This is a genomic window from Paenibacillus aquistagni (assembly GCF_900177815.1).
Lineage (GTDB): Bacteria > Bacillota > Bacilli > Paenibacillales > Paenibacillaceae > Paenibacillus_B > Paenibacillus_B aquistagni.
The window spans coordinates 299,216-324,821 of sequence record NZ_FXAZ01000001.1 but is presented as its reverse complement, the minus strand read 5'-3'; the positions used below and the strand labels follow the sequence as shown (position 1 = coordinate 324,821).

Sequence of the window (25,606 nt, the reverse complement as noted above, 5' to 3'; positions counted from 1 at the left end):
GTTTCTTTTTTTATTGTGAAGTGTCCAAATCGTGACATGCTCATCTTAAAACATGTGCATTAGTCGGCATAAGTTCTCTCTTATCTTTCAATGTTAAGGTTGGAATTAGCTATTATCATAACAGGAACAGGCTCAAAAGTCTGTTCGTTTGTGTGACAATTATGTAGGGTAAGGGATCGTTTGCCTGCTTGGTTCAACGCATCATCATGAACTTTAGCCGCATAAATCTACTGAGTCATCCTATCATGTTTTGCTCTTAGCTTCAAACCTTGCGAATCCATGGATAGTTGTATTTCCCCGTGATGATCGGTGCGCCATACCTGACTGCCAGCCTCTTTTAATGTCTGAAGCGTAACCTCGCTCGGATGCCCGTAACGGTTGTTCTTGCCGACTGAAATCACGCTTATGCGCGGTTTAAAATGATCCATCCACTGCTTCGAAGTCGAGGTCTTGCTGCCATGATGCGCAACCTTAAGGACATCAATGAAATGAGGGATATCAACATCTGTTGACTCCAGCAATGACACAATTTCTCGCTCTTGCGGCATGCCGATGTCGCCAGTTAGTAGAACCGTGCCCGACGCTTTCCCCTTCATCATGGTGAGCATCAACACTAAGGAGGCGTCATTTTGATCCTTCTCTACAGGGAGCGGCAGCTCGTGTTTGCTCGGGTACATGACTGTAAGCTTGGCTGTATCATCTATCTCCCACTGATCATTCGCATTCCAGCCAATAATAGGTATCCCGCGATCCAAGGCAGCTTGATATAGTCGGGTCAACGTGGATGAGGTCTTCCAGGTCCCATTCATAATGAGGCGGTCCGCACCAATTTGTTCGATGACGGCTTGAAGACCACCCGCATGATCCGCGTCTCCGTGTGTCAGAACAACCGCATCCAACTGGCGTATTCCTCGCTGCTTCAAGAGAGGCACAATTCTGCTTGCACCAACCTCATACGGCTTTCTCCTGCGCTTCCATTCGTCTCCTTTTCGTTCAAAGCTTATCGTCCCGCCACCATCAATGAGAATAGCGCGACCGCTTGAAGTGTGCAAGAGCAGACTGTCGCCTTGACCGATATCAAGGACAGACAACGTTGTGTGAGCTGGCGGTCCATACGTATAACCTATATACAATGTGAACGTGAAGGCGAGTATGGCGCCTGACAAGCCTAGTCTTTGCACTTTGCTTGTGCTTCTAGAGACGCGCTGAAAAGCTTCAAGCGGAACAGTATCCTCGGTAGAAGAGGAATGCCTGCCACTCCTTGTTCTAAGTTTATGAAGAGAAAAGAGAATGGTGAGCAACAATCCATAATAGGCGGCAATCCACCATAATGGAGGAGTGGCGAAGATTAGGGTCGCTTGTTCAAAACGAGACAGCCCGTGAATAAGCGTGAACGTTAGATCATTGCACTGCTTCAAGAGCCAAGCTAGCGGAAGCGCTGCCTTGTACCAGGCTATAGACACAAGTAGCGTAAGCGTCCCAAGCGGCAGCACAACACCGCTGATAAAGGGAACGAAGACCAAATTCGCCAGCAAAGATAAGAGCGATATTTGATTAAAATAATAGATGGTTAAGGGAAAAGACACGAGCTGCGCGGTGATGGATACCGATAAAGAGGAGCGCAGCCAGCCCGGCCAATTCACAGGCCACAGCTTCTGTAGAAGAGGTACTCCAATGATTAAGCCTGCCGTGACGGTAAAGGACAGCTGAAAGCTGACATTCATCGCATAATACGGCTCAAAGAACAGCATCGCGAGCAGTGCTCCCGCCAACAGATGAAGCCCATCCTTAATCCATCCCTGGCGAAGGCCAATAAGCGCCAGCACAGACATCATGCCTGCCCGAACAACAGAAGGAGAGGCTCCCGTAAATACAACGTACAGCGGAATAAGGATCATCACGATCACAAGCGAGGTCTCTCGGGTAAGTCTGAGCAGCCTGAACACAAACAAACAGCTCCCCACAAATACCGCAACATGAAGACCAGAAATGGCAAGCACATGGGTTAATCCCAGCTCTGAGAAGGAATGCTCAATCTGAACATCCAGATCGCTTCGCATGCCAAGCACAAGTCCTTGGAGATAGGTGCTTTGATCCTTGGGAAGCAGTTGATCATAGATGCTCGCAGCCTTCTCTCTCCATGCCTCGATGCTGCCCATGAATCCCGTCAGCGACCAAGCTGACGAATCACTTAAGAAGCTGACTGCCTGTCCCCCTTCTCCCTTCAGCAGCCAATACATATGCTTATAGCGAAGATACTCTCTATAATCAAATGCGCCAAAATTGCTGCTTGTCCCCGGAAGCTCCAGCTCCCCCTGTACGTTTACCCGCTGCCCTCTTGCCCATTGGCTCGCTTGCTCTACTTCCTTCTTCTGTTTCAGCTTCACTTGAACGAGCAGCCGCTCACCGCGAAACTCGGCTACTTCGCCTTTAGAATCCGTCCAGCTAATCGTACGAAGCTCAAATTGCACACGATCGCCATCAACCTCAACAGGTGAATCAATCCACCCCTCGGCTTGGCCAACAAATGAAGACTCACCTGTGTTGTCTATATATTGGCTAGCGGATAGGCCCGTTGATTGAAAAGCAGAGCTCTGATTGGAATCGTACCAAAAGAAATAACCATAGGATAGAATGACGCTTGCCGCATATAACAGCAGCAGCAAAAGCGATAGTTTCTTCGTATAAAACAAAACACCTAGCATGGCCATTATGCAGGCTATCATTCCCCAGGCCATAACCCCTTTGTAGGATACAGCCAAATGAATTCCGATGATCCACAGCACCGCACACGCTGCAATCGGGCGCCGCATCAGCATGTAATCGCCTCCTTTATTTCTAGCCGAGATACAACGTAAAAAAAGAACCTAGATCCGGCAATGCTAAGCCAGATTAAGGTTCTTCCTTGTAAGTAAACCTATGAATAATAAATTAAGGAGTAGGCTCCATAACCGTTTCGGCAGGAGGTTGATAATGGTCCAATGATCGAAACGTAATGCCTAACTGACTCATGAGAGCCGTTACTTTATCCGCATCCTTCAAATAAGGGCGGTGGAATACAATTTCCTTGACTCCGCTGTTGGCAAGCATATTGGCGCACGTCCAGCATGGCTGGTCCGTCACATATACGGTCGCCCCTTCCCGGTCCATTCGATCTGTAAACAATAGCAGATTCTGCTCAGCATGAATCGTGCGGATGCAGCGCTCCTTCTTGACCATCTCTTCCGTACCGTCTGGATGAATCACGAGCTCAAGCTGCTCTGCAATCATGCATCCAGCTTCTGTGCAATCCGGCACGCCCATAGGCGCTCCGTTATAAGCTGTTCCGAGCAGCTTCTTGCCCTGCACAAGCACAGCACCAACATGGCGCCTTGGGCATTGGGAGCGTGTAGAGACCATATAAGCGATATCCATAAAATACGTATCCCAGTCTTTTCTAATCGTAGATGTCATGTGTTTGATGCTCCTGTCTAAGGTTAGTTCGCTCACTTGCTGCCTTGTAGATCGTCCATTGATCCGCCAGTTATGCTTCTATTGTAATCACGTTTTTTGATCTTTCGCAATATGCGGCTTAAGCATAATGATATAAAGCCTTCATTTACGAGTCAAAATAGAGCTTGTCCTTCATCTTAGCGAGCATCTTCGGGCCGATCCCCTTCACTTCCAGCAAATCTTCCGGCTTCTTAAAACGGCCACGCTGTTCTCGATATGCCAGTATCGCTTTTGCCTTAGCGGGGCCTATGCCTGGCAAAGATGTCAATTCCTCCTCTGTTGCCGTGTTAATGTCTATACTGCCCTCTGGCTTCACTGCTGGTGGGCGTGCAGCAGATGCTGTCTGCTCTGCTTCCAGCGCTTGCTTTGGCTGCTTGAGAGAGCCTTCGGCAGCTGGTGCCGACACCTGTTCACTAGACTCGCCTGCAGCCTGATTAGGCTGAGTCTGTGGATTGTTCGATTCTGTATGGGATGAAGCAACATTAGGATTCGCTGCCTCCTTCTGCCCCTGCTGCTTCTCCTCACGAGCGGTCGGTTTTGGCTGCTCTTCCAAAATTCGCTCTTCAACAAGCTGATTGATAGCCTGCCAGCCGGCTTCCTCCTTGGCGAATTGAGGCAGGATCCACATGAGGACAAATAACAAAGCTCCAACCCCACCGCATATCGTTAATATGACTTTTTCCTTACTGAATGTACTTTTCCTTAATCCTCGATTCATCCCTGCATCTCCTCTATTCTCATTTCAGAATATCGTTAGCAGTTCAATGGCACTTCCTTAAGCTCCATATCCACCGACTCTTTATTTACCCATAAACAATTCCGAATGCCGCTGCAATCATGGAAGCAGGATCTGACGCAGCACGTTGGAGGATTCCATCTCGCTGTACTGGCGAGATGACCTTCCGCACAAGTATCACAGCTTGGAGCGGAATAATGGCCAACCATGTCGACATATAGTGAAGCTATCATGGAATAATCGTGTTCGCCTATTCCTTGTCACGACAAGTCCATTTCCTGTTATCATCCCTTGCAGCTGTGGGCGAACAATACGGTTAAGGAGGGATACCCCGGTGAAGGTCGGATTCATAGGAACAGGTAGCATGGGATCCATACTTATCGAAGCCCTGATTCAATCAGGGGCCCTGGAGCCAGAACAGGTCACAGCCATTAATCGAACCCCGCAAAAGGCACAGCTGCTTGCCGCTCAATACGAGGGATTACATGTCGCTTCAACGATAGCAGAGGTAATTGAACACAGCCATATCGTGTTCTTATGCATCAAACCTATGGAATATAAAAAGGTCGTGGATGAGATCGCACAGTGCGATCGACCAGATCTGATTCTTGTATCGATCACAAGTCCTGTTCTTATTGAGCATCTGGAAAGCCAGTTGAAGTGTAAAATTGCTAAGATTATTCCGAGCATTACGAATTATGTGTGGAGCGGGGCGTCCATTGGAATGTACGGCTCCCGTATACAGACTGAGGATCGATTGCTGCTCGAGCAGCTGATGATGTCGATCAGTAGACCGATTCAAATATCGGAGGAATACACGCGTATTACGAGTGATTTGTGCAGCTGCGGACCTGCCTTCATCTCATTTTTCCTAGAGAAATGGGTAGAGGCAGCTGTTGAAGTGACGGGCATAGATAAAAAGGAGGCCACGCGCCTAGCTTGTGAGATGGTCCATGGAACAGGCAAGCTTCTCACAGAAGGCGGCTTTACGCCAGAACAACTTAAGCAGCGCGTAGCTGTCCCCGGCGGCATTACCGCCGAGGCGCTGCGCTTGCTGCAGAATCAACTAGAAGGTGTGTTCCACCAGCTGATTCAAGTGACCCATGCCAAATATGAAGAAGATTTGGAAAAGGTACACCATGTATTTTATGGCCAAGAAGTTAACCGACCACAATATTAACGAGACGACCCTTGACAGTGATGACTTTGCGAACGGTCTTGCCTTCTATTGCGGCTTGAACGTTGGCAGAGCTCATCGCTGTTTCTTGCATTGAAGCTTCCTCAGCATCCGGTTGAACCATGATGCGGTCCACAATCTTGCCGTTCACCTGAACAACGATTTGCACTTGCGCATCCACCGTCAGGCTCTCATCATAAGATGGCCAAGGTACATACGTAACAGAACCGCTATGGCCAAGCTTCTCCCACAGCTCCTCAGCAATGTGAGGCGCGTAAGGAGAAAGCATTTGAACAAAGTTCTCCATCGCTTGACGCGGCAGGGTCTCTTGCTTATAAGCATCGTTAATGAAGATCATCATTTGGCTGATAGCCGTATTGAAGCGAAGCGCATCTGTATCTTCGGTAACCTTCTTCACGGTCTTATGCCATGTGCGAATAAACTCATCCGTACCGCCATTGTCCATGATTTTTGGATTGAGTGCATTTTCTTCATTGATAAACAAACGCCAGATCCGGCTCAAGAAGCGATGCATTCCTTCCACACCGTTCGTGTTCCAAGGCTTCGTAGCTTCAAGAGGCCCCATGAACATTTCATATAGGCGAAGCGTGTCCGCACCATATTCATAAACGATATCATCCGGGTTGATGACATTGCCACGGGATTTGGACATCTTCTCATTGTTGGTGCCTAGTATCATGCCTTGGTTAATCAGATTCTGGAATGGTTCCTTCGTGTTTACCACACCGATATCGTACAAGACTTTGTGCCAGAAACGAGCATAGAGCAAGTGCAGCACCGCATGCTCGACACCACCGATATACAGGTCGACTGGCAGCCACTTCGCTTGAAGTTCCGGGGAGCAGATCTGCTCATCATTCTTCGGATCAATGTAACGAAGATAGTACCAGCAGCTTCCTGCCCATTGCGGCATCGTATTCGTCTCGCGGCGAGCCTTCATGCCTGTCTCCGGATCGATGGTATTCACCCAATCCTCCACATTCGCAAGTGGAGATTCACCTGTGCCGGATGGACGAATATGATCCACTTCTGGAAGCACAAGTGGAAGCTCGGATTCAGGGATTGTCTTCATCGTGCCGTCTTCTAGGTGAAGGATTGGAATCGGCTCTCCCCAGTAGCGCTGACGGCTGAACAGCCAATCGCGGAGACGATAGGTTACTTTTGCTTCGCCTACACCTTTCTCAGCAAGCCATTCCACCATGTGGCTGATCGCTTCTTCCTTATCAAGACCATCCAAGAAGCCAGAATTCACATGCTTGCCGTTGCCTGTATAAGCTTCTTCTTCCACGTTGCCGCCTTCCACAACCTCAATAATCGGAAGATCGAATTGCTTCGCAAACTCCCAGTCGCGCTCATCATGGCCCGGAACCGCCATAATAGCACCTGTGCCATAGCCTGCAAGCACATAGTCTGCGATCCAGATCGGCAGTTTCGCTCCATTTACAGGGTTGATCGCATAAGCGCCTGTGAATACGCCCGTCTTGTCTTTGGCAAGATCCGTGCGCTCCAGATCAGACTTGCGAGCAGCCTGTTCTTGATAGTCCTTAATCCGAGCCTTCTCGGCTTCGGTCGTAATCTTTTCAACCAGATCATGCTCAGGTGCAAGCACACAGTACGTTGCTCCAAACAAGGTGTCCGGACGTGTCGTAAACACAACCAACTCTTCAGCATCCACCCCATCAATCTTGAAGCGCACTTCGGCGCCTGTTGACTTGCCGATCCAGTGGCGCTGCATATCCTTAATGCTCTCAGGCCAATCCAGCTCTTCTAAGTCTTCAAGCAGACGCTCAGCGTATGCTGTAATCTTAAGCACCCATTGGCGCATCGGCTTGCGTACAACCGGATGCCCACCGCGCTCAGACTTGCCGTCGATAACTTCTTCGTTAGCAAGAACCGTTCCAAGCGCCTCACACCAGTTGACAGGGATCTCGTCTACGTATGCAAGACCTCGGTTGTACAGTTGGATGAAGATCCATTGCGTCCACTTGTAGTATTCTGGATCCGTAGTGCTGATCTCGCGATCCCAATCATATGAGAAGCCAAGAGACTTGATCTGGCGACGGAAATTATCAATGTTGCGCTTCGTGAATTCGCGCGGATGCTTGCCTGTATCAAGGGCGTACTGTTCCGCAGGAAGGCCGAATGCGTCCCATCCCATCGGATGAAGAACGTTATAGCCCTTCATGCGCTTATAGCGTGAGAGGATATCTGTTGCCGTATACCCTTCTGGATGGCCTACGTGAAGTCCCGCACCGGATGGATACGGAAACATATCCAAAGCGTAGAACTTCGGCTTGTCTCCCTCTTCCAGCGTTGCAAACGTCTTGTGCTCATCCCAATACTTTTGCCACTTTGGCTCGATGTTAAGCGGCTGATAGCCTGCCGGCTGTCTCTCTTCTGTCGTCATTCGTACAGAGCCCCCTTGTTTATTATCGTTTATTGCCGTAACCGAATGCGCAGCAGCGTAAATCATTGCATATGTACTGCTTCGCACTCCATTAGGCTCAAAAAAAAGCCTCCCATCCCCAGCGAATTCGCTAGGGACGAGAGACTTGACGTTCCCGCGGTACCACCCTAGTTAGCGCAAACCATGCCTTGCTTTGCGCTCCCTTGAAGCTCTTAACGCGAGCATCACGGCATCATCTAAAGGATGAACGGAACATACCATCCATGCTGTTCAACGATGCGACTCCCAGGTGAGTTCACTTGTCTTCTGACTATCGGCTTGCACCAACCGCCGACTCTCTGTCTGCCATACAACGTAAGCTACTACTCCTAGTCTCCGTCAAAACATATGAATCATTGAAAAAGATTACATCCATCATAAGAAAAAAAACAGCCAATGTCAATGTATGACGATATAAGCTCGTCTAGTGTTGAACAAAGTCATGCCCAAGACGCCGCTACGCTCTTTTGGCCGCAACAAACATTCGTCGGCAGTCCTCAGCTGGAGCTTCAAAAGTAAAGTCTCCGTACCATTCAATCTGCTCAAATCCCGCCTGTCTTAATTCTTGTTCGATCCAAGCGGGATCATATGCCCGCTGCCGATGGCTCTCATCAATACGCTCATATCGCCCTGTGGAATCATCACGCACAAATATCGTGAGCTCATGTTCAATCTCCATACGATCAGCATCATAGTCGCTGTACCATATGTAAGCAACGTCCCCTTCATCTAAGGTGAAGGGCTGCTCTTCCGCATAGGCCTCAAACTGGCGCACATGATGCATGTCCATGAGCAACACGCCGCCAGTGCGAAGCTGCCCTGCTGTTTGTCGAATCATCGCTTTAATATCCTCAGGCTCGGTCAGATAATTCATGCTGTCGCAAAAAGACAGGACCGCATCAACCGCATCAGGCACCTCCCAGCTTCTCATGTCCTGATGCACCCACTGGATATCTCCTTTAAGCCTGCCTGCTTGGCTCTCCTTCTCTCGACCCATGGTAAGCATCGCATCCGATAGGTCCAGTCCAATAACGCGATAGCCCTTCTTCGCAAGCGGTATCGCTAAGCTTCCAGTCCCACAGCCAAGATCGACAACGGTTGTCGGCTTTACGCCATAACGCTCCCATGCCTCTTCAGCAAAGGCCAGCCATTCTGCATAGGGCATATCCTCCATCAAGCGATCGTAGACCAATGCGAATTGACCATACGCTTGCATGCTCATCCATCCCTTCTTAAAACCGTGCTAAACCAAAGAGGATTAACTGCCAGCATTCCGCTTAACAGCTAATCCTCTATCCCACTTTCCACGCATAAACGGATCATATCCGCAACACCGAACGACTATGAATTACTTCTGGCGCGGTGTTCTAGACGATGCCGGCTTACGGGAAGATCCTGCATCGCTCGTATTCGTTGAACGCTCTCGTCTTCCCTGCTGTGACTGCGGGCGCTCGTTGCGGCTTGCATAGGAAGGCTTCGGCTTGTCTAGCGTGTTCTTTTCCGGCTTGCGGGTCGAAGCCTTCGTCGTCTCAAGCCTGCTTAACGCATCATCAATGGCGAGTTCATCACCAAGAGCAGTAAGCTTGGTCCAATCTCCGCTCTGTTCGATAAGCCCTGCCTTCATCAGGCGGCCAAGCGCTCTTTTGAAAGCTGACTTGCTGATCGAGAAGCGCTGCTTAATTATATCCGCATCTGTTGCATCTGAGTATGGCATCGCGGCATTTGGCCGCTCTTTAATAAAGGACAGCAGCATTTTCGAATCCTGATCCATGCCTACTTCCTTTTTCTCAGCCAAGGTTACATTCACTCTGCCATCCTCACGCACATGCGAAATGCGTACGCGTACTTTTTCCCCTAATCGAAGCAGACGCGGACGCTCTGACTCATGCACAAAGCCAATCGCGCCAAATCCCAGCACGCCGCCTTCTACAATCATAAAGGTCCCCATACGAAGCGGGCGGTACACGATAGCTTCCTGCCACGTATTCAGCCAGTTCGAAGGAGCATGAAAGGTGTAGCGCTCAAGGTCCTTCTCAAGCGCCATCTTGGCAACCAAGCGTCCGATCTTGTCATGCGCCATCACGACATAAATGCGCTCCCCAACCATGGGGTGAAGCTCCGCGAATTCGGGAAGCTCCGACTTAGGCAGCAGCAATTGGCGCCCAATCCCCATCTCAAGAAAGCAGCCATAGCGAGGATGGATGTCTGCAATCTCCAGCAGCGCAACCTCTCCAAGCGTAATGAGCGGTGTCTTCATGGTAGAAGCAAGACGATCCTCTGTATCAAAAAACAAGAAGACGTCGATCTCTTCTCCTATCTTCACCTTGCGTGTAAGCTCTGTATAATGCAAGAGCACATCTTGCTCTCCGTCAGTTAAAAAATATCCATACGGCGAGACTTCGCGGTCAATGCGCAGCCGTTGTATTAACCCCGGGGTCAATGTCATGCGAACTCAACTACCTTCGCATCGGACCAGAGCTTCTCGATATTATAGTATTCGCGCTCTTCACGATGGAATACATGCGCAACCACATCGCCGAGGTCGATAAGTACCCAGCGTGCGGAGTCCAAGCCTTCTGTCCCACGGACATCAACGCCCGCTTTTTGTGCGGTCTTGCGAATCTCAGAAGCAATCGCCTGTACTTGTGTATCGGAATTCCCGTGGCACACCACGAAGTAATCTGCGATCAGCGAGATCCCCTTCAAGTCTAAAGCAATAACATCCGATGCCTTCTTATCCTCAGCTGCGTCAACGGTCAACTGAAGCAATTGTTCAGGTGTAACTGTCATAGTAAGCCTCCATTCTATCCTCTTGTTTATCTTTGTGTAAGGTCTACAATTTCATTATGAACATGATTCTTCTATGCTTCGCTGTGTGAAGCCTTGTTTAGAGTTAGACAAGACTACCATAACAATTTCGCTTCCAACTTGCAAAAGCATCCGCTTTCTTCGCCCTCTATGATCGCTTTGCCAAGCAGCGCGATCGGCCATCTCTCAAAGCCGCTCAAGCCTTAGAATCAGAGGAAGTTCGTTCAAGTGAAGCCAGCAAACTGTTGCGAGCGATCACCGTTAATGGGAAGATCCGACGCTTCTTCTCAAGCAAGAACTGTATCGTCGAATCAAATCCCGCTACGAGCGCTTCGTCAAGGTTCTTCTCAGCGAGTGCACGAATATGATCCACGCCAGGGAAATTGCGGCCTGGCTCTATATAATCCGCTAAGCATACAATGCGGTCCAAGAGCGTCATCTTCTCTCGTCCTGATGTATGATATCGAATGGCATCCAGTATTTCCACATCCGTTATGCCAAATTCATACTCTGCAACAAATGCGCCAACAGGCGCATGCCATAATGATTTATCATGTGAAAGCAGCTCGCTAGGCAGCTTCTGCTCTACGATAATACGTTCCATCTTCTCCGTCGGCCAATACTTGGCCACATCATGGAGCAGTGCTGCGATATCCGCTTTGACCGGGTCCCCGCCATAGCGATTAGCCAGCTCCACTGCACACTGCATAACTCCTTCTGTGTGGGCCCAGCGCTGTTCTGGCATCTGTTCGCGAACCGCCTGCAGCACTTCATCACGGCTTCTATTCATACAGCTCCCACCTTTGTATGTAATTAAGAACCGAATCAGGAACAAAGTATCGGATGGAGCGTCGTTCCTTCACGCGATTACGAATATCCGTTGATGATATATCAAGCTTCGGCATATCCGCCTCCAGAATACGATGCCTCCATTCATAAGGCAAGGCCTCGATTGGCCATGGCGTACCCGGTCGACGGACGCCGATGAAGCGAATTCGCGCTATCAATTCCTCGATTCCATGCCATTGTGGCAAATAAGCAACCATATCTGCACCGATAATCCAATACCATTGCGTATCAGGGAATTGTTCCTGCAGCGCTTGCACAGTATGAAGAGTATAGGAGACTCCTCCTTGCTCCATCTCCCAAGCGCTTGCCTGGAATCGCTCCTCTCCGGCTAGGGCAAGTGCTGTCATCTCCATCCGCTGATGAGCCGACGCCTCTGGCTGACGGCTCTTATGTGGCGGAACATGCGCAGGCATGAACCATACTTCATCAAGCTCAGCACACTCCATTGCTGCTTCTGCAGCTATGAGATGACCGATGTGTATCGGATCAAAGGTTCCGCCCATAATGCCTACATGTCTCTTGACTTGTCCCATGATTCAAGCCTCCTGAGCAGATAATGCAGGTACAAGGCTTTAAGGAAGTACGATTTCCTTATGATCCTTGGATTCTTTGTACAGCACAATGGTCTTGCCAATTACCTGTACAAGCTCAGAACCAGAGCCTGAAGCAAGCGCCTCAGCCACTTCTTGGCGATCATCCATATTGTTGTTCAAAATGGAGATCTTGATCAATTCCCGCACTTCAATTGCTTCCTCAATGTGACGGATCAATTGATCATTCACCCCGCCTTTTCCTACTTGAAAGATCGGTTGAATGTGATGAGCGAGTGAGCGCAAATAACGCTTTTGTTTGCCTGTTAACATCTTGTTCTTCCTTCCTGAGAGTACATGCAGTACTCCTATTGGTCATTAACTTGCCTTGTACAGAACATACTTCTACAGCGCCTGAAGGACTGCTTCACGCATAACGTGAACGGGCGCTTGCTGTCCTGTCCATAATTCAAATGCAATGGCTCCTTGGTAGACAAACATGCCAAGACCGCTATGCGTAACCGCGCCGATCTCTTCTGCGTCATGAAGCAATTGCGTCATAAGCGGATTATAAATAATGTCGCTGACAATCATTGAGGATCTAAGCCAGCTCTTATCCATCGGAGAGATCTCAACTGCTGGATGCATCCCTACGGAGGTCGTATTGATGACAACATCAACCTCTTCAGGTAAAATGTCCGGCCTGCCGTCTTCTAGCTGCGCGACTTGAATCGAGCCGAAAGCTTGAAGCTCAGCAGCAATAGCGTGTGCACGTTCTAAGGTGCGATTGGCAATGGTCAGCTGCTCGCAGCCTTCATTAAGCAGCGCATAAGCAAGCCCCCTTGCCGCCCCGCCGGCACCAATCATCAGGATGCGGCTTGATTGAAGGTCAGCACCGGTTTCCTCCTTCAAAGACCGCACATACCCCATGCCATCAGTATTATAGCCGATAAGCCGGCCATTATCGTTTACAATGGTATTTACCGCTCCAATCACCTGCGCGCTGTGATCAAGTTCGTCTAGGAGCTTCATGACTTGCTCCTTATGCGGAATCGTCACGTTCATGCCCTGGATGCCGAGCGCGCGCATTCCTTCCACACACGCTTGAAGCTGCTCTGGTTTGACATGAAAAGCGGTATAAACGGCATCAATCTGACAGCTGTTAAGTGCCGCATTCTGCATAAGCGGAGATTTCGAGTGGCGGATCGGGTCCCCGATGACAGCATACAGCTGTGTAGCACTCGTAATCCTTCCATTATCGATTGACATAGAAGTGATCTTTCCCATAGCTCCAGTTCCTCCGATCCTCTTCTCCATTAGATCAATGTCGAACGAAGCATTACTTTGACGCCTTTTGGCGCATGCACATTAAGCAATGCCCCTGACTTTCCGTTGCAGGCAATCCAGCCAAGCCCAGAGATGAAAACATCCATTTCTCCTCCACGTGGAACACGAAGCTGATGCTTGGTCCACTCCGGCAGCTGCTCAAGACGGTCCTTCGCAGGCGGTGCAAGCATATCTCCGGCATGATTCCGATACAGATCATCTGCTCGTTCGAGCTTCGTCCGATGAATCTTTATGGCATTGGACATATAGCAGGTGAAGGATTGGCGTTCGCCTTCTGCAAAGTCAAAGCGTGCCAAAGCACCGAAAAACAACGTCTGTCCTTCATTTAATTGGAACACCGTTGGCTTGAGCGTCTTATCAGGCAGAATCGCGCCGAGATCCTTGCGATCCACAAGCTCAGTCATGCGATGCGTATACACAATCCCAGGCGTATCAATGATGCTTCGGCCATCCTCAAGCGGGATGTTGACCAGATCAAGCGTCGTTCCTGGGTAGCGGGAGGTTGTCAGCTCGCGATCCATATCACTGTAATCGCGAATTAAGCGGTTGATTAAGGTTGACTTTCCTACATTCGTCGCGCCGACGACATAGACATCGCGATCTCCGCGCCACTCCGCCACCACTTCTACTAGACGATCGAAGCCTAGATCACGCTTCGCGCTAACAAGCAGGACATCGACGATCCGAATGCCTTGCTCCTTGGCTTGATGCTGAACCCAGTTGCGAATGCGGTTCCAGTTCATGCCTTTTGGCAAAAGGTCAATCTTGTTCACTACTAGCAGCACTGGATTATTGCCTACAAAGCGCTGAAGACTGGAGATTAGGCTGCCTTCAAAGTCAAAGAGATCGACAATATGAATGACAAGCGCATCCTCGTCGCCAATTCGGCTTAACATGCGTAGAAATTCATCATGATCAATCGCTACGGATTGTGCTTCGTTATAATTTTTGATCTTAAAGCAGCGCTGGCATATAGCAGGCTCCCGCTCTAAGGCCTTCTCCGGGATATACCCTGCTTGCTCTGCATTCGTTGCCTGCAAAAACGCTCCGCAGCCTGCACATTGTTTTTGTTGTTCGGTCATTTCAGTCATGTATTTATTTACTCCTCCTCGTGCCAGAGACCCTGTTTGCGAAGTCGTGACGTTACGATACGCTCAATGCGTCGGTTGATTCGTGTGCCGAAGCCTTCGTCCTGAATGGCAATCGGCTGAACCAGGATGGTAAACAGCTTCATTCGATTGCCGCCAAGCACGTCTGTCAGCAACTGGTCTCCAACCACTACCGTTTCTTCCGGATGAAGCCCCATCAGCTCCATGCCCTTGCTAAAAGGTCGAGAAGAAGGTTTGCGTGCTTTATGAACGAATTGAATATCAAGTGGCGCACAGAACGTCGATACTCGTGCCTGATCATTGTTAGAGACAACAACGAGCTTGAAGCCCTGCCGTTTTACTTCCTCCAGCCAAGCCGTCAGCTTTGGCGTTGCTAGCGGGTCTTTTGCACCTACCAATGTATTGTCAAGATCTGTGATGATCCCTTTGTATCCTTTTTCTTGAAGCAAATTCAGGTCTATATCGTATACGGTACGTACTCGAAGTCTTGGAATGAGCACTTCAAACAATGAGGTCACCTCTTTTTTTATACGAAAAACTATACCATATTCCTTGATTTTCATGCAAAAAAATGCCGTATCCGATACATGCAGTACGTTTCGAATACGGCAATCGTTGATCATCTTATCATAAATCCGTCATCGTGTATGCTTAAATTGGCGGATTGCTTGCTTTAATCGCTGCCAATTGTCGGAAGTTACGGCTTCTCGACCATACTTAGCTTGCTCAAAGCATTCTACAATGATTGCAGCTGAGGTTGCAAGCTCTGGTTTGTCTGCACTCCATCGCTTCGCTGCCTCTCTTACCGTTTCTGCAGGATGCTTTTTCATTCCTTTGAGCCTGCAGTAACTGAGCCACAGTTCTGTCTCTAGAATCATCCGTTCCTTTATCGTCAGCTTGCGGTTCCAGATTCGGAACCACCGGAAGGAGAATCCAACCGCATACCATTTTAAAAGTGCAAAGATAAATCCTGCTGCCACTGCCGTCCCTACGATCAGCTTGGCTGTCAGCCCAAGCCATGCTGGAAGTTCCATCGCTTCATCAGCGGCTCGGGTCTCCTTTATTTCCTGCTCTTCTTGCGCAGGCTTTTCTTGCTCTGGTTCTACTTCTTCCGCCTGATTATCCGTGGCTTCAATCATCGTAAAGCCTGGAGTTGGCTCGAATGCTATCCAGCCATAGTCGCCAAGATAGACCTCTACCCAAGAGTGAGCATCCGCATTCGTTACTCGGTAGGTTCCCTCACTGGATTCGAGCGTCAATGCTTCACGGCCTGTGATCCATTCGCTGGATTGAATATTGCGGGTTCCTGGAGCAAACCCTTTGACCCAGCGAGTTGGAACATTCAAGGTGCGAAGCATAACCGCCATCGACGATGAGAAGTAGTCACAATAGCCTTCTCTTACCTCGAACAAGAAGGACTCTACAAAGTCTTCGCTGGCGCGCCGCTTCGTATTCGGCTGAGTCGTATACCGATAATTGGTTCGCAGGTACTCCTCAATCCGCTTCGCGCGATCATAGTCGTTGTCTGCCCCCTCTACAATCTGCTGGGCCAGCTCTGCAACTTTAGGCGAATAATCCTGCGGCAGCTGTAGATAAGGCTCCCACAATGTGCGCGTATAGGTCTTGTTGCGCGATGAACTTCGAAGCTGATCCGGTGTATAGACAGGTACCTCTGACACAATCGTATATGAAGAAGGATACGCATCTCGATTGCCAAATGATGCTAATTCGCTGTCATAGCGATGCCAGTACAGCGGATCATTGGATTCTGACTGCACAGCCTCCACCTTCTGAATGGTTCCGATCCCGAACAGCGCGGGATAGCTGCCGCGATGCTGCATCGTTATGGTTTGCTTGACCAATGTCGTCTTGACCTTGCTGTCTCTTGAGAAAGCATCTCGCAGGCTCTCATTCTGCTCGACGATGGCATATGGCGAGTTGTCATAGCCTTCATAATCAAGCCAGCCATCCCCTTGATAGATGGACTTGGATTCCGCTCGCCAATAGCCAACTTGCTCGGTCTGCACCAACATCACAGGCGAATAATTAAGCCTAAAGCCATCGCCAAGCTTCGTGTCATCTGAGCTATAGCCCGATTCGGCCAGTCTTTGATCGCTTGTCCCGCTATTCGCAGCCCCTAGCCCGCTTAGCTCACCCAGCGGCCCCGTTCGTTCGCCTTTCATGACGAATGCGGTGTAGGGGTCCATCAAGATCGGACGCAGCCCTGGCATGCTGACGCCTACTGTTATTACCAAAGACAAGAGAAGGATCGCGCTGAGCGCAATCTGAAGCACATACTTGGGCCGAATCTCCCAGCGTTCAGGAAACCTGGCCTTCATGCGCCGAAAATGAACACCGATCAGCCACAGCAAGGAGGCCCCCATCGTCCACGCTACCTGATCCCAAAGGGTATCCATCGTAAAGGAATCCAAGATGCCGAATACGAGCAGTTGGATGACAAGCAGCAAGGTTACATGCCAGCTTGTTCGCACAAACCTCATAAACAGCTCATAGGTTATCCAAATCAGTCCAACAAGCCAAATATACGGATGCACCTGCAGCCACCCGAGCTTTCCTTCCATAGCCAGCGGCAGCCACAAATCATATGCCTTAAGCTGATCAACCACGCTATAAGCGACAATGATGAGTCCAAACGGTATGCGTATCCATGGGTGAACAGGGATGAGCAAACCAATCACGAGCATTAGGTTAAGCATGGAGAATGTCATCGAGATCGTTTCTTCATACCAATAAGGAATGAGCGTATGCGCCCATTGGGTCAAAATGACAAACAAGCTTGCCCAGATCAAGCGATCCTCCCAATGCCATTGTAAAAAGGACCTTTTCACGCCTTGAGCAGATTGGCTTGTCCTCATGCTGTATTCCCCTCCAATCGCTCAGGGAGTTGATCGAGCCGCTCAATCGGGATATAACAATAGTCGTAGCGGGATAGCTTCGAACTGAGCCTCCGCGCATCTTGACTTGCATGCTGAGAGGCAGCAATAAAGCTGCCGTTCCAGTTCAGCTTGGAGAGATGGCTAAGGCTTTGCTCCTGCTCTATCGTCAGGCTCCCTGATATCCAAGCAATAGTCCCTCCCCGTCTTAGCTCTGGATGCTTCTGCCATGCGCGAAGCCATGCAGCTTCGTGATCTTCTCCGCTTGCCGGCAAAGCCGCAGGCTGAACGGAAGACAGCCACTCGCGAAGTCCTGTCGTCTCATGACGCACAGCTTCTGCACTCCACAGCTTCAACTCATCTCCGACTCCTGCGATGACTACGCGCCGCTTCATTCGTCTTGCATAGCGCATCAAAGATGCGGCAATGGAGACTGCGAGTTCAAATGAAGCAGCGGTTGGATATGAACCTTGTGATAGATCAAGCACAATCGCAAGCATCGGAGCTCCTTCCGGCTCGAATTGCTTGGACTTTAGCGATCCGCTCCGTGCGGTTGCATTCCAATGAATTCGAGATAGACGATCACCATGAACATAATCCCGAATCCCATCCACGACCGTTGACTCACGTCGATGTTTCGTGAAGAAAGCCTCTGGATCGAGCGATCCCTTATATTTGGATACGTGCTTCCAGTTCTGAATCGGGATCATTTGAGGGAGAACATAAAGCGTCTGTCCATTTTTAAAGTGCCCACGATAGCGAAATAATCCAAACAAATCGCGTGTCGTGCATGTCGTCCTCACAAACTGATAACAGCCCCGCTCAAGTATTGGAGTATGATACTTAAGCGTCGCGGTTCTTTTTTGATCCAAAAAAACGATCGTCTCCTGCACATGGATAAGCGAATCGAAACGATACAGCTCATCACGAACCTCGATATAAGGAATTGGCATCCATCCAGGCATATGCAGTTGAAGAGTAACCGGAATATGTGAGCCTGCTTGGATTGGTGCAGCCCGCTCGCCTCCGAATTGATGGGTGCCTTCTGCCTTGCGAATGCCGCCAAACAGCCCCGCAATCCAGTAAGCCCCTAGAACCGTGGCCATAGCGAGCACCATAAACGAGGTCTTGCCCCCTTGAAACAAAAAATAAAAGACGAGACTCACATAAATGAGGAGGGAAACGTAAACTACAAGGTATTTGCGAATATGAGAGTTCTGGCTGCGCCCTGTCATTGCTACATCCCCAGACGTACAGGTACCGTCACTTGATTTAATATGTCGTATAGGATATCCGCCGTTTCTATACCTTCGACTTTAGCATCAATCGTTAGCACCAGACGATGCCCCAGCACATAACGGACTAGCACCTTCACATCATCCGGCGAGACATAATCGCGGCCGTTCAGCCATGCAAAGGCCTTCGCCGCCTGCATCAAGGCTATGGATGCCCTTGGACTTGCACCAAGCAGGACTTGATCGTGCTCTCTCGTACGGCGAGTAATGTCAATAATATAGGCCAATATGGCATCGTCGATATGGACTTCTTCAACGAGCCGCTGCATGTCTTCAATAACGGTTACATCCGTGATCGTATCAACTCGTTCGGAAGGCAGCCCCTCCACATGTCGCGCGAGCATGATGCGTTCAGTCATCTCATCGGGATAGCCAAGGCTGATCTTCATCATAAAGCGATCCATCTGAGCTTCTGGCAGCACATAAGTGCCTTCAAACTCAATGGGATTTTGCGTAGCAAGCAGCATGAATGGCGAGGGAAGCATAAAGGTCTCCCCTTCAATCGTCACATGACGCTCCTCCATCGCTTCAAGCAGTGCGGACTGCGTCTTGGTCGTAGCCCGATTAATCTCGTCAACAAGAAGAACATTCGTCATCATAGGGCCAGGCCGAAATACGAACTCCTGATCCTTCGGATGAAAAATAAACATGCCGGTAATATCAGTAGGAAGCAAATCCGGGTTGCATTGTACTCTTCGAAATTGACCATTGATTGTTCTGGCAATGGACTTAATAAGCTGAGTTTTTCCTGTGCCCGGAACATCTTCTATGAGAACATGGCCTTTAGCGAGCATCGCTGTCAGCAGCAGATTTATTTCCAATGGCTTGCCTAATATGCTTGATTGCAAGGAATCACGAAGTTGCTGAATAATGGAATACATAGGCGCTACAGCACTCAAGACAACGACCCCCTTAACGTTCTTAAAATGAGTTATCCGCTTTCATTTCCTCATTTTACAACAATTAAGTACGATCGACTATTCACCAATTCCACAAATATTTTCAGCAGTCCCAGAAGATAACGTCCTGTTTCTTCCACCAGACATTCAGATTGTCAGTTTGATGGAAGAGATAAAATCAACACAAAGAGGCCTATCCAATTGCTTGGAAGGCCTCCTGCGGCGGCTTGCTTAAGGCAGCTCGTCAACTTGAACACAGCTTATGCGCAAGCACGGCAGCTACTTCATGTACGCTTCTGGCATATACCCGAGTTGGCATGACTGATACATTACATGTCGGAGCTTAACTGCTTGACTGAAAATTAGCCCTTAGGACGCACAAGCAGAGCTGCCAAGAAGGAAAATACAATTGCAGCGGATATCCCTGCACTCGTTGTCTTGAATATGCCTGTTACAGCGCCGATCCAGCCATCCTTGTGCAAGTCCAATATAGCGCCATGGACAAGCGAGTTGCCAAAGCTCGTTATCGGAACGGTTACACCAGCGCCAGCGAAGTCAATCAAAGGCTCATACCAGCCCAAGCCATCGATGATGGCTCCCGCTACCACTAGAGTGGCCATCGTATGTGCAGGAGTCAGCTTCGCCACATCAAACATGAGCTGACCTATCACACAAATCAGCCCTCCAACGACAAATGCCCAAAAATAGATCATGTTATTATCCCTCCATCTCAAGCGTTACCGCATGGGCGATGCATGGAATGCTCTCGCCCTGCTGATAGGACAGCGGGGAGAGCAACGCGCCGGTTGCGGCAATCATGACCCGCTTCAATTCGCCCTTTTGCATCCGCTGAAGAATATGACCATAGGTTACGACTGCTGAGCAGCCGCAGCCGCTTCCTCCCGCCTGCACGGCTTGGGTCTCCAGATCAAACACCATCAATCCACAATCATTAAAGACCGTTCCTTCTAATGATAGGCCATTTTCCTTGAACAAATCCCTTGCAATCGGCAGTCCAACGCTTGCCAGATCCCCCGTAACGATTAGATCATAATCAGATGGCGTGCGATTCAGGTCTGCAAGATGCGCTTGGATTGTGTCCACTGCTGCCGGCGCCATCGCTGCCCCCATATTGAAAGGGTCCGTAAGTCCAAAATCCATAATCTTGCCGATGGTGGCAGCGATTACTCTAGGCCCGTCTCCTGTGGCAGCAACAATCGCCGCCCCAGCTCCGGTCACCGTGAACTGCGCATAAGGGGGCTTCTGGGAACCATATTCGGTCGGATAGCGGAATTGCTTTTCCGCGGTGCAGTTATGGCTGCACGTTCCTGCCATCACATACTCCGCATTGCCGGTGTCCACTAATAAGGATGCAATCGCGAGGGACTCCATTGAGGTTGAGCAGGCGCCAAATACACCTATGTAGGGAAGTCCCATCTTCCGAGCAGCAAACGTGTTGCTTATGATCTGATTCATCAGATCCCCGCCTACAAAATAGTTGATTTGGTTCTCCTGTATGGTTGATTTTTGTACTGCAGCTTGTGTAGCCTGTTCTAGCAGCTTGCGTTCCGCCTTTTCCCAGCTCTTCTCCTGCATATCCAGATCTTCATGCACATAATCAAATGTATCAGCTAACGGTCCTTCTCCTTCGTCAGGACCGACGACCGTTCCCGTACTAATAATGACCGGCTTGTTCTTGAACAGCCATGTCTGTCTGCCGACATGCATTGGTTTGCCTCCTCACTGTAATGCTCTTTATCCGTGCTTGATATTGATGCCAAAGATCAAGTAAATTAGCGCAATAATAAACGCTGCGACGGTACCAAACACAATCACGGAACCTGCCAGTTTGAACATATTGGCTCCTACGCCAAGCACCAATCCTTCGCTGCGGTGCTCCATTGCTGCCGAGCTCATGGAGTTCGCAAAGCCAGTGACAGGCACAGCCGAGCCCGCTCCTGCCCACTGCGCAATTTTGTCATACACACCAAAGCAAGTTAGTATGACGGATATAAGAATAAGCGTTACAACAGTAGGGCTGCTTGCCTGCTCCTTGCTCATGCCTGCAAACGAAATAAACATCTGTTGGATAACTTGTCCGATCAAGCATATCGTTCCGCCCACTAAGAACGCTCGGATGCAATTCTTATAAACGGAACGTGAAGGCTCTCGCTTGTTGGCTATTTGTTTGTATTGCTCTTGTGAAATACTCCACTCGCCCGTCTTCCATGCAGGAGTCTTTGATTTTGATTTTGTCGCCATAGGCATACCTCCTTATCTTCCAATGAAGACATCCGTCTCATTGCTGATTTCCTATACAGTATTTGTTCAAATGTGCGAGATTATGTTATTCAAGCTGCATGATCGGATGTGTTACATTTTCCATCGCAAACCATAAGCATAAGATGACAAGCAGCACGAATAGGACAAGCGCCAATAGGCTGAACAGCCATTGTTCATGGGAGACAGATTTATTCAAGCGATGTCGTCTGTCTCTTGAGGCCTTTCCTGCCGACTTCGACTTTCTTGGCATATCGTCGCCTCCTTAAGTAAGCTTTCGATAGAACCTGGTTTAGTAACACGATATGCTTTCATATATGGGGATGCGACTAGAAAACAAGCTTCAAGCAAACTTCTATTTGAACCCTCTTCAAAACGGGCATTTTGAGTTAGAATCTCATGGATCAAAAAAAGACCTCTGTCCCACTGTTACGCGGTGACTGAGGTCTTCATCATGATATGACTTCTGTTCTAGCAGCGCTGGAACAAGCTACACAAATTGCAGCTTGCCAAATAAGGCTGGCACATGAAACTTAATCTCCCCTGTTGGCGACCATGCTGTGAAAGCACGTGCGCCTTCCTTATCCTGATCGATGCGAAACAGATTAATCCTCCACTCCTGCCCCTTGGATGGCGCTGAGCCAAGAGCTGCAAAAGGAATGTCCAGATCATACACAAGCAGCTTGGATTGTTCAGATGCAATCTTGTTCTTATCAGCATTATCCATCATGCTGAGATCGTCAAGCCCACCTTCATGAACGGATGTCACAAGATCTTGGGCGTCCCATTCGGTATGAAATTCATAGGGCTCGCCGTTCTTATTGATGATCTTGGAATCAAAGACAATATTGTTGGGGCTTAGATTAAACTCATAGTGAAAATTGCCTTGTCCTTCTGGATCAATGAAGCATTCCACTACATCGGCCTCGTATAAAGGGTCATCATGGTCTTGGTATGGGCTGAAGACATGATCATCAAGGCACCAAAAACGAATATGCAAGCTCGTAGTCGTCCAGCATAAGCTTGCTGCTGTCTCTAATGCTGGCTTCTCCCCTGTTACTACCTCAGCCAGCGACAGCTTAGGAAGGCTCAGCCAATACTCTTCCGTAAGCGGGGCTGTTGTGAATACACAGTCATAAGCTGGTACATGAGATGGATGGAAGGATGCTGCAGAATGATTGGTTGTCGTATGCAAGGTCATCGTTACTCTCACTCCAATGATAGGATCTCTATCTCGTCTTTACATCTGTTATATCGTACGCGATATTCTGTCCAAAGGGAAGCAGAGAATCGCCATTCAGGGCCGTTCATCGCGGGACAACGGTGTTCTCGCTTCCCTTCTCAGAATAAAGACAGCTGTTCAGGCTCTTCGAGTTGTCGCTCCTGCTTATAGGCCTTAATAATATCCGGCATGCGATACAGTATTCCCCGCTCTGTACAGGCCTCCTTGAATGCCTGCTCCAGCTTCCGCTGGCGTGTCGACATGCAGCCATAGCGTGATCCATACGTATGTATATACTGCTCCTTCATTCCCGGATACAGCTTGTCCAGCCAGCGAAAATAGTGCTCGCGTTGGTTATCACGAAGCGTTACACCAAACGAAGGAAAGATGTAATTCGCGCCTGCTTCATGCGCCAGATTAATGATCCTCTTAATATTCGAACCCGTATCTGTAATAAATGGCAGGATGGGCATCATTAATACTCCAGCAAATATTTGAGCTTCTCTCAATTGCTTCAAGGCTTGAAATCGCTCAGAAGAAGATGCGACTCGCCGCTCGATTCGCTCGCTTAACGTGTCATCCGCTGCAGTAATGGACAAGCTGACATTGACCGGGGCCAAATCTTGAATCTGTGACAGCAGATCCAAGTCTCGAGTGACCAAGGCGCTCTTTGTTGCAATGGACACACCGAATCGATGCTGCTTTATTACGCTTAAAGCTCGTCTAGTCAGTTGCTGCTCCGGCTCATCATGATTATAGGGATCACTCATGGAGCCCATCCCAATGACCCCCTTGCTTCGCTTGCTTGCAAGCTCGCGGTGCAGAAGCTCCTCACTATTTTCCTTTCCCCGTACGATATCAAAATGCTCGATTCCATAGCAGCTGCTTCTAGAATCACAATAAATGCATCCATGATGGCAGCCACGGTACAGGTTCATCGTATAATCATGGCCGAACCAATCCGCATGCTTGTTTTTCACAAGAAGGCTCTTGGCCGTAATCCATTCCATATCCATTCTCCTCGCCAAGCATAAGACAAGTATACAAGGAGAAGATCCAAAGAAATGCCATAAGCGTCCTTGGATCTTCCGTCTATTTCATATGCATCTATAAACCTTATTCTCCTGCTTCCAATCCATTTGCTCATGCTAGTCCAACGAGCAAGGGACATTATGCTCCCGATTTGGCCCAGCGCTTCAGCCTTGGGAAGAATGCCTGCATGCTCGCACGCGCCGCTGCTTCCGTCATCTCCTGATTGCCTGACACCATGTGCGGCACACAGAACTCAATCATTTCCTCCATAGACATATCGGAAGTAAATGCCCCTTCCTTGAAGCAATACATGCAATAGTCTTCGTTGTTGCTGCCATCAGCATTGGTCCCGTACAAGTTGTCCTCCGCCTTCATAGGCATACCGCAGCTCTGACAAAATGATACCTGTTCCATCTCTTCTTTCCCCTTTCGCAGTTGATAAGCTTATTGTAAGGGGTGGAATATGACAACAGCGTGTCATATTACAAATATCGATTCGCAGCAAGCTGCAGCCGCTCTTTGAGTATGTCTCGAATATACGCAGGTGCCAGTACTTCCGCATAAGGCCCATACGACATGAGATAGCCATATACCCACTCATCCTCTGGGTATTCCACCGTAACAAGCCAGCTGCCATCTTGTTCTTTAGTGATTTGCTCCTCTTCAAATTCATCGAATACTCGATATGCTTGCGAGGCATCTATACGAAGGACGAGCTGAATCGAAGGTGTTTGCCTGGATGGAGGATCAGGCAAAAGGCCATCTGTACGAAGCAAAGGACATTCTTCGAAGATGTCTTCTAATTGTTCTAGGCGCTTCATGCGTGTCAGCTTGAACAGCCTCACCGCTTCTTTGTCTGTGCAATACGCTCTTAAATACCACGTCTTATGCTTGAACCACAGCTGAAGCGGCTCAACCCGACGTCTGGAGAATTGGCCATAGCTGTTATAGTAATCAAACACGATAACCCGTTGCTGCAATATCGCGGTACGAAGCAGCTGATACTTCCCTGAGTCATCCGCACCCCACTGAGACAGATCCACCTCGATCCAGCTTGGACTTGTCTTATTAAACAATCCGCTGAGCTTGGAGAGTACCTGCTCGGTATCTCCACTGACAGCATGGAGACCATACAGCGAGGATAAGATCTCTTCTTGCTCCTTTTCCGAAAGGATCGATTTGTTCAATATGTAGGAGTCAACGAGCCTTATCCCCCCGCCCTTGCCCTTTGTGGTATAGATCGGTATGCCCGCCTCGCACAAGGTGTCTATATCGCGGTAAATCGTCCGTGGTGAAACTTCGAATTGATCAGCCAGTTCCTTGGCCGTGAGCGTCTTCTTATGCATTAAAAGATAAATAATCTCGAACATTCGGTGCACCTGCATCATTCTTCACCTCGAAGCCACTATATCACACGGACCCCAGGAAAGGACATCCGTCTTGTCCAAGTAACTGATTTACTTCTGTCA

General features: G+C 49.1%; 25 protein-coding genes, 1 pseudogene and 1 other annotated feature. Of the genes and pseudogenes, 1 reads left to right on the top strand and 25 read right to left on the bottom strand.

Translation table 11 applies throughout. From position 1 onward, the window contains the following. Positions 1 to 227 precede the first annotated feature (227 nt). From B9Y93_RS01475 to B9Y93_RS24450, 4 genes are all read right to left on the bottom strand, one after another. Positions 228 to 2,819 (bottom strand): DNA internalization-related competence protein ComEC/Rec2, encoded by a 2,592-nt coding sequence (locus tag B9Y93_RS01475; RefSeq protein ID WP_085492585.1) that lies wholly within the window; start codon positions 2,817 to 2,819, stop codon positions 228 to 230. A gap of 112 nt (positions 2,820 to 2,931) precedes the next feature. After that, positions 2,932 to 3,453 (bottom strand): deoxycytidylate deaminase, encoded by a 522-nt coding sequence (locus B9Y93_RS01470; protein ID WP_085492584.1) that lies wholly within the window; start codon positions 3,451 to 3,453, stop codon positions 2,932 to 2,934. Positions 3,454 to 3,598: 145 nt separating this feature from the next. Continuing rightward, positions 3,599 to 4,210, bottom strand: a complete 612-nt coding sequence (locus B9Y93_RS01465; RefSeq protein WP_085492583.1) for a ComEA family DNA-binding protein — start codon at positions 4,208 to 4,210, stop codon at positions 3,599 to 3,601. A gap of 85 nt (positions 4,211 to 4,295) precedes the next feature. Then, positions 4,296 to 4,445, bottom strand: a complete 150-nt coding sequence (locus B9Y93_RS24450) for a hypothetical protein (RefSeq protein ID WP_169025990.1) — start codon at positions 4,443 to 4,445, stop codon at positions 4,296 to 4,298. A 117-nt stretch (positions 4,446 to 4,562) separates the two neighbouring features. Between B9Y93_RS24450 and comER the strand changes: the two genes are divergently transcribed. Beyond that, entirely contained in the window at positions 4,563 to 5,408 is an 846-nt protein-coding gene (gene comER, locus B9Y93_RS01460) for a late competence protein ComER (protein WP_085492582.1), read from the top strand. Here the strand turns inward: comER and leuS are convergent. The 21 genes and pseudogenes from leuS to B9Y93_RS01355 all read right to left on the bottom strand — a co-directional run bounded on the left by leuS (position 5,389) and on the right by B9Y93_RS01355 (position 25,525). Further along, positions 5,389 to 7,833 carry a leucine--tRNA ligase gene (gene leuS / locus B9Y93_RS01455; protein ID WP_085492581.1) on the bottom strand — a complete coding sequence of 815 codons (2,445 nt, stop codon included), beginning with the start codon at positions 7,831 to 7,833 and terminating at the stop codon, positions 5,389 to 5,391. The genes comER and leuS overlap by 20 nt on opposite strands. A gap of 129 nt (positions 7,834 to 7,962) precedes the next feature. After that, positions 7,963 to 8,218 (bottom strand) — a binding site (T-box leader). A gap of 111 nt (positions 8,219 to 8,329) precedes the next feature. Then, the gene (locus tag B9Y93_RS01450) at positions 8,330 to 9,094 is read right to left on the bottom strand and encodes a class I SAM-dependent DNA methyltransferase (RefSeq protein ID WP_342351846.1); all 765 of its coding nucleotides are present in this window, start codon (positions 9,092 to 9,094) and stop codon (positions 8,330 to 8,332) included. Between the two features lie 357 nt (positions 9,095 to 9,451). Then, positions 9,452 to 10,318: pseudogene (locus B9Y93_RS01445) on the bottom strand (CvfB family protein); the annotation flags it as partial. Continuing rightward, positions 10,315 to 10,662: a ribosome silencing factor gene (gene rsfS, locus B9Y93_RS01440; protein ID WP_085492579.1), complete on the bottom strand. Its 348-nt coding sequence runs from the start codon at positions 10,660 to 10,662 to the stop codon at positions 10,315 to 10,317. The gene rsfS and the pseudogene B9Y93_RS01445, both read right to left, overlap by 4 nt. Before the next feature lie 214 nt (positions 10,663 to 10,876). After that, a complete protein-coding gene (yqeK, locus tag B9Y93_RS01435) occupies positions 10,877 to 11,470 on the bottom strand; it encodes a bis(5'-nucleosyl)-tetraphosphatase (symmetrical) YqeK (RefSeq protein WP_085492578.1) in 594 nt (197 codons plus the stop codon). After that, positions 11,463 to 12,062, bottom strand: coding sequence for a nicotinate-nucleotide adenylyltransferase (locus B9Y93_RS01430; RefSeq protein ID WP_085492577.1), 600 nt, complete (start codon positions 12,060 to 12,062; stop codon positions 11,463 to 11,465). Before B9Y93_RS01430 ends, yqeK begins: the two co-directional genes overlap by 8 nt. A 39-nt stretch (positions 12,063 to 12,101) precedes the next feature. Beyond that, positions 12,102 to 12,392 (bottom strand): ribosome assembly RNA-binding protein YhbY, encoded by a 291-nt coding sequence (gene yhbY / locus B9Y93_RS01425; protein ID WP_085492576.1) that lies wholly within the window; start codon positions 12,390 to 12,392, stop codon positions 12,102 to 12,104. A gap of 72 nt (positions 12,393 to 12,464) precedes the next feature. Continuing rightward, positions 12,465 to 13,346: a shikimate dehydrogenase gene (gene aroE / locus B9Y93_RS01420; protein WP_085492575.1), complete on the bottom strand. Its 882-nt coding sequence runs from the start codon at positions 13,344 to 13,346 to the stop codon at positions 12,465 to 12,467. Positions 13,347 to 13,375: 29 nt separating this feature from the next. Continuing rightward, positions 13,376 to 14,488, bottom strand: coding sequence for a ribosome biogenesis GTPase YqeH (gene yqeH / locus B9Y93_RS01415; protein WP_085493913.1), 1,113 nt, complete (start codon positions 14,486 to 14,488; stop codon positions 13,376 to 13,378). 17 nt (positions 14,489 to 14,505) lie between these two features. Continuing rightward, positions 14,506 to 15,024 carry a YqeG family HAD IIIA-type phosphatase gene (locus B9Y93_RS01410; RefSeq protein WP_085492574.1) on the bottom strand — a complete coding sequence of 173 codons (519 nt, stop codon included), beginning with the start codon at positions 15,022 to 15,024 and terminating at the stop codon, positions 14,506 to 14,508. Between the two features lie 129 nt (positions 15,025 to 15,153). After that, positions 15,154 to 17,391 (bottom strand): DUF4129 domain-containing transglutaminase family protein, encoded by a 2,238-nt coding sequence (locus B9Y93_RS01405; protein ID WP_085492573.1) that lies wholly within the window; start codon positions 17,389 to 17,391, stop codon positions 15,154 to 15,156. Continuing rightward, complete coding sequence (locus B9Y93_RS01400; protein ID WP_085492572.1) at positions 17,388 to 18,644, bottom strand: DUF58 domain-containing protein; 1,257 nt, start codon at positions 18,642 to 18,644, stop codon at positions 17,388 to 17,390. Before B9Y93_RS01400 ends, B9Y93_RS01405 begins: the two co-directional genes overlap by 4 nt. A 2-nt stretch (positions 18,645 to 18,646) precedes the next feature. Continuing rightward, the gene (locus B9Y93_RS01395) at positions 18,647 to 19,585 is read right to left on the bottom strand and encodes an AAA family ATPase (protein WP_170936440.1); all 939 of its coding nucleotides are present in this window, start codon (positions 19,583 to 19,585) and stop codon (positions 18,647 to 18,649) included. Between the two features lie 380 nt (positions 19,586 to 19,965). Next, positions 19,966 to 20,316, bottom strand: coding sequence for a stage V sporulation protein AE (gene spoVAE / locus B9Y93_RS01390; RefSeq protein WP_085492570.1), 351 nt, complete (start codon positions 20,314 to 20,316; stop codon positions 19,966 to 19,968). A gap of 4 nt (positions 20,317 to 20,320) precedes the next feature. Next, positions 20,321 to 21,331 carry a stage V sporulation protein AD gene (spoVAD, locus tag B9Y93_RS01385; RefSeq protein ID WP_085492569.1) on the bottom strand — a complete coding sequence of 337 codons (1,011 nt, stop codon included), beginning with the start codon at positions 21,329 to 21,331 and terminating at the stop codon, positions 20,321 to 20,323. Between the two features lie 27 nt (positions 21,332 to 21,358). Continuing rightward, complete coding sequence (gene spoVAC / locus B9Y93_RS01380) at positions 21,359 to 21,865, bottom strand: stage V sporulation protein AC (RefSeq protein ID WP_085492568.1); 507 nt, start codon at positions 21,863 to 21,865, stop codon at positions 21,359 to 21,361. Positions 21,866 to 21,950: 85 nt separating this feature from the next. Further along, positions 21,951 to 22,136: a hypothetical protein gene (locus tag B9Y93_RS01375; protein ID WP_085492567.1), complete on the bottom strand. Its 186-nt coding sequence runs from the start codon at positions 22,134 to 22,136 to the stop codon at positions 21,951 to 21,953. A 237-nt stretch (positions 22,137 to 22,373) separates the two neighbouring features. Then, positions 22,374 to 23,084, bottom strand: coding sequence for a carbohydrate-binding family 9-like protein (locus tag B9Y93_RS01370; protein ID WP_085492566.1), 711 nt, complete (start codon positions 23,082 to 23,084; stop codon positions 22,374 to 22,376). 140 nt (positions 23,085 to 23,224) lie between these two features. Then, entirely contained in the window at positions 23,225 to 24,115 is an 891-nt protein-coding gene (locus B9Y93_RS01365; protein WP_085492565.1) for an SPL family radical SAM protein, read from the bottom strand. A gap of 160 nt (positions 24,116 to 24,275) precedes the next feature. After that, positions 24,276 to 24,551, bottom strand: coding sequence for a zinc ribbon domain-containing protein (locus tag B9Y93_RS01360; RefSeq protein WP_085492564.1), 276 nt, complete (start codon positions 24,549 to 24,551; stop codon positions 24,276 to 24,278). Positions 24,552 to 24,619: 68 nt separating this feature from the next. Beyond that, positions 24,620 to 25,525, bottom strand: coding sequence for a helix-turn-helix transcriptional regulator (locus B9Y93_RS01355; protein WP_244903261.1), 906 nt, complete (start codon positions 25,523 to 25,525; stop codon positions 24,620 to 24,622). Between the last annotated feature and the right edge of the window lie 81 nt (positions 25,526 to 25,606).

Excerpts from the sequence above, each read along its gene's own strand:
- B9Y93_RS01475 (WP_085492585.1), bottom strand. The coding sequence starts at position 2,819 with ATGCTGATGCGGCGCCCGATTGCAGCGTGTGCGGTGCTGTGGATCATC.
- B9Y93_RS01470 (WP_085492584.1), bottom strand. The coding sequence starts at position 3,453 with ATGACATCTACGATTAGAAAAGACTGGGATACGTATTTTATGGATATC.
- B9Y93_RS01465 (WP_085492583.1), bottom strand. The coding sequence starts at position 4,210 with ATGAATCGAGGATTAAGGAAAAGTACATTCAGTAAGGAAAAAGTCATA.
- B9Y93_RS24450 (WP_169025990.1), bottom strand. The coding sequence starts at position 4,445 with ATGTCGACATGGTTGGCCATTATTCCGCTCCAAGCTGTGATACTTGTG.
- leuS (WP_085492581.1), bottom strand. The coding sequence starts at position 7,833 with ATGACGACAGAAGAGAGACAGCCGGCAGGCTATCAGCCGCTTAACATC.
- B9Y93_RS01450 (WP_342351846.1), bottom strand. The coding sequence starts at position 9,094 with ATGAGCATGCAAGCGTATGGTCAATTCGCATTGGTCTACGATCGCTTG.
- rsfS (WP_085492579.1), bottom strand. The coding sequence starts at position 10,662 with ATGACAGTTACACCTGAACAATTGCTTCAGTTGACCGTTGACGCAGCT.
- yqeK (WP_085492578.1), bottom strand. The coding sequence starts at position 11,470 with ATGAATAGAAGCCGTGATGAAGTGCTGCAGGCGGTTCGCGAACAGATG.
- B9Y93_RS01430 (WP_085492577.1), bottom strand. The coding sequence starts at position 12,062 with ATGGGACAAGTCAAGAGACATGTAGGCATTATGGGCGGAACCTTTGAT.
- yhbY (WP_085492576.1), bottom strand. The coding sequence starts at position 12,392 with ATGTTAACAGGCAAACAAAAGCGTTATTTGCGCTCACTCGCTCATCAC.
- aroE (WP_085492575.1), bottom strand. The coding sequence starts at position 13,346 with ATGGGAAAGATCACTTCTATGTCAATCGATAATGGAAGGATTACGAGT.
- yqeH (WP_085493913.1), bottom strand. The coding sequence starts at position 14,488 with ATGACCGAACAACAAAAACAATGTGCAGGCTGCGGAGCGTTTTTGCAG.
- B9Y93_RS01405 (WP_085492573.1), bottom strand. The coding sequence starts at position 17,391 with ATGAGGACAAGCCAATCTGCTCAAGGCGTGAAAAGGTCCTTTTTACAA.
- B9Y93_RS01400 (WP_085492572.1), bottom strand. The coding sequence starts at position 18,644 with ATGACAGGGCGCAGCCAGAACTCTCATATTCGCAAATACCTTGTAGTT.
- B9Y93_RS01395 (WP_170936440.1), bottom strand. The coding sequence starts at position 19,585 with ATGTATTCCATTATTCAGCAACTTCGTGATTCCTTGCAATCAAGCATA.
- spoVAE (WP_085492570.1), bottom strand. The coding sequence starts at position 20,316 with ATGATCTATTTTTGGGCATTTGTCGTTGGAGGGCTGATTTGTGTGATA.
- spoVAD (WP_085492569.1), bottom strand. The coding sequence starts at position 21,331 with ATGCATGTCGGCAGACAGACATGGCTGTTCAAGAACAAGCCGGTCATT.
- spoVAC (WP_085492568.1), bottom strand. The coding sequence starts at position 21,865 with ATGGCGACAAAATCAAAATCAAAGACTCCTGCATGGAAGACGGGCGAG.
- B9Y93_RS01375 (WP_085492567.1), bottom strand. The coding sequence starts at position 22,136 with ATGCCAAGAAAGTCGAAGTCGGCAGGAAAGGCCTCAAGAGACAGACGA.
- B9Y93_RS01370 (WP_085492566.1), bottom strand. The coding sequence starts at position 23,084 with ATGACCTTGCATACGACAACCAATCATTCTGCAGCATCCTTCCATCCA.
- B9Y93_RS01365 (WP_085492565.1), bottom strand. The coding sequence starts at position 24,115 with ATGGAATGGATTACGGCCAAGAGCCTTCTTGTGAAAAACAAGCATGCG.
- B9Y93_RS01360 (WP_085492564.1), bottom strand. The coding sequence starts at position 24,551 with ATGGAACAGGTATCATTTTGTCAGAGCTGCGGTATGCCTATGAAGGCG.
- B9Y93_RS01355 (WP_244903261.1), bottom strand. The coding sequence starts at position 25,525 with ATGATGCAGGTGCACCGAATGTTCGAGATTATTTATCTTTTAATGCAT.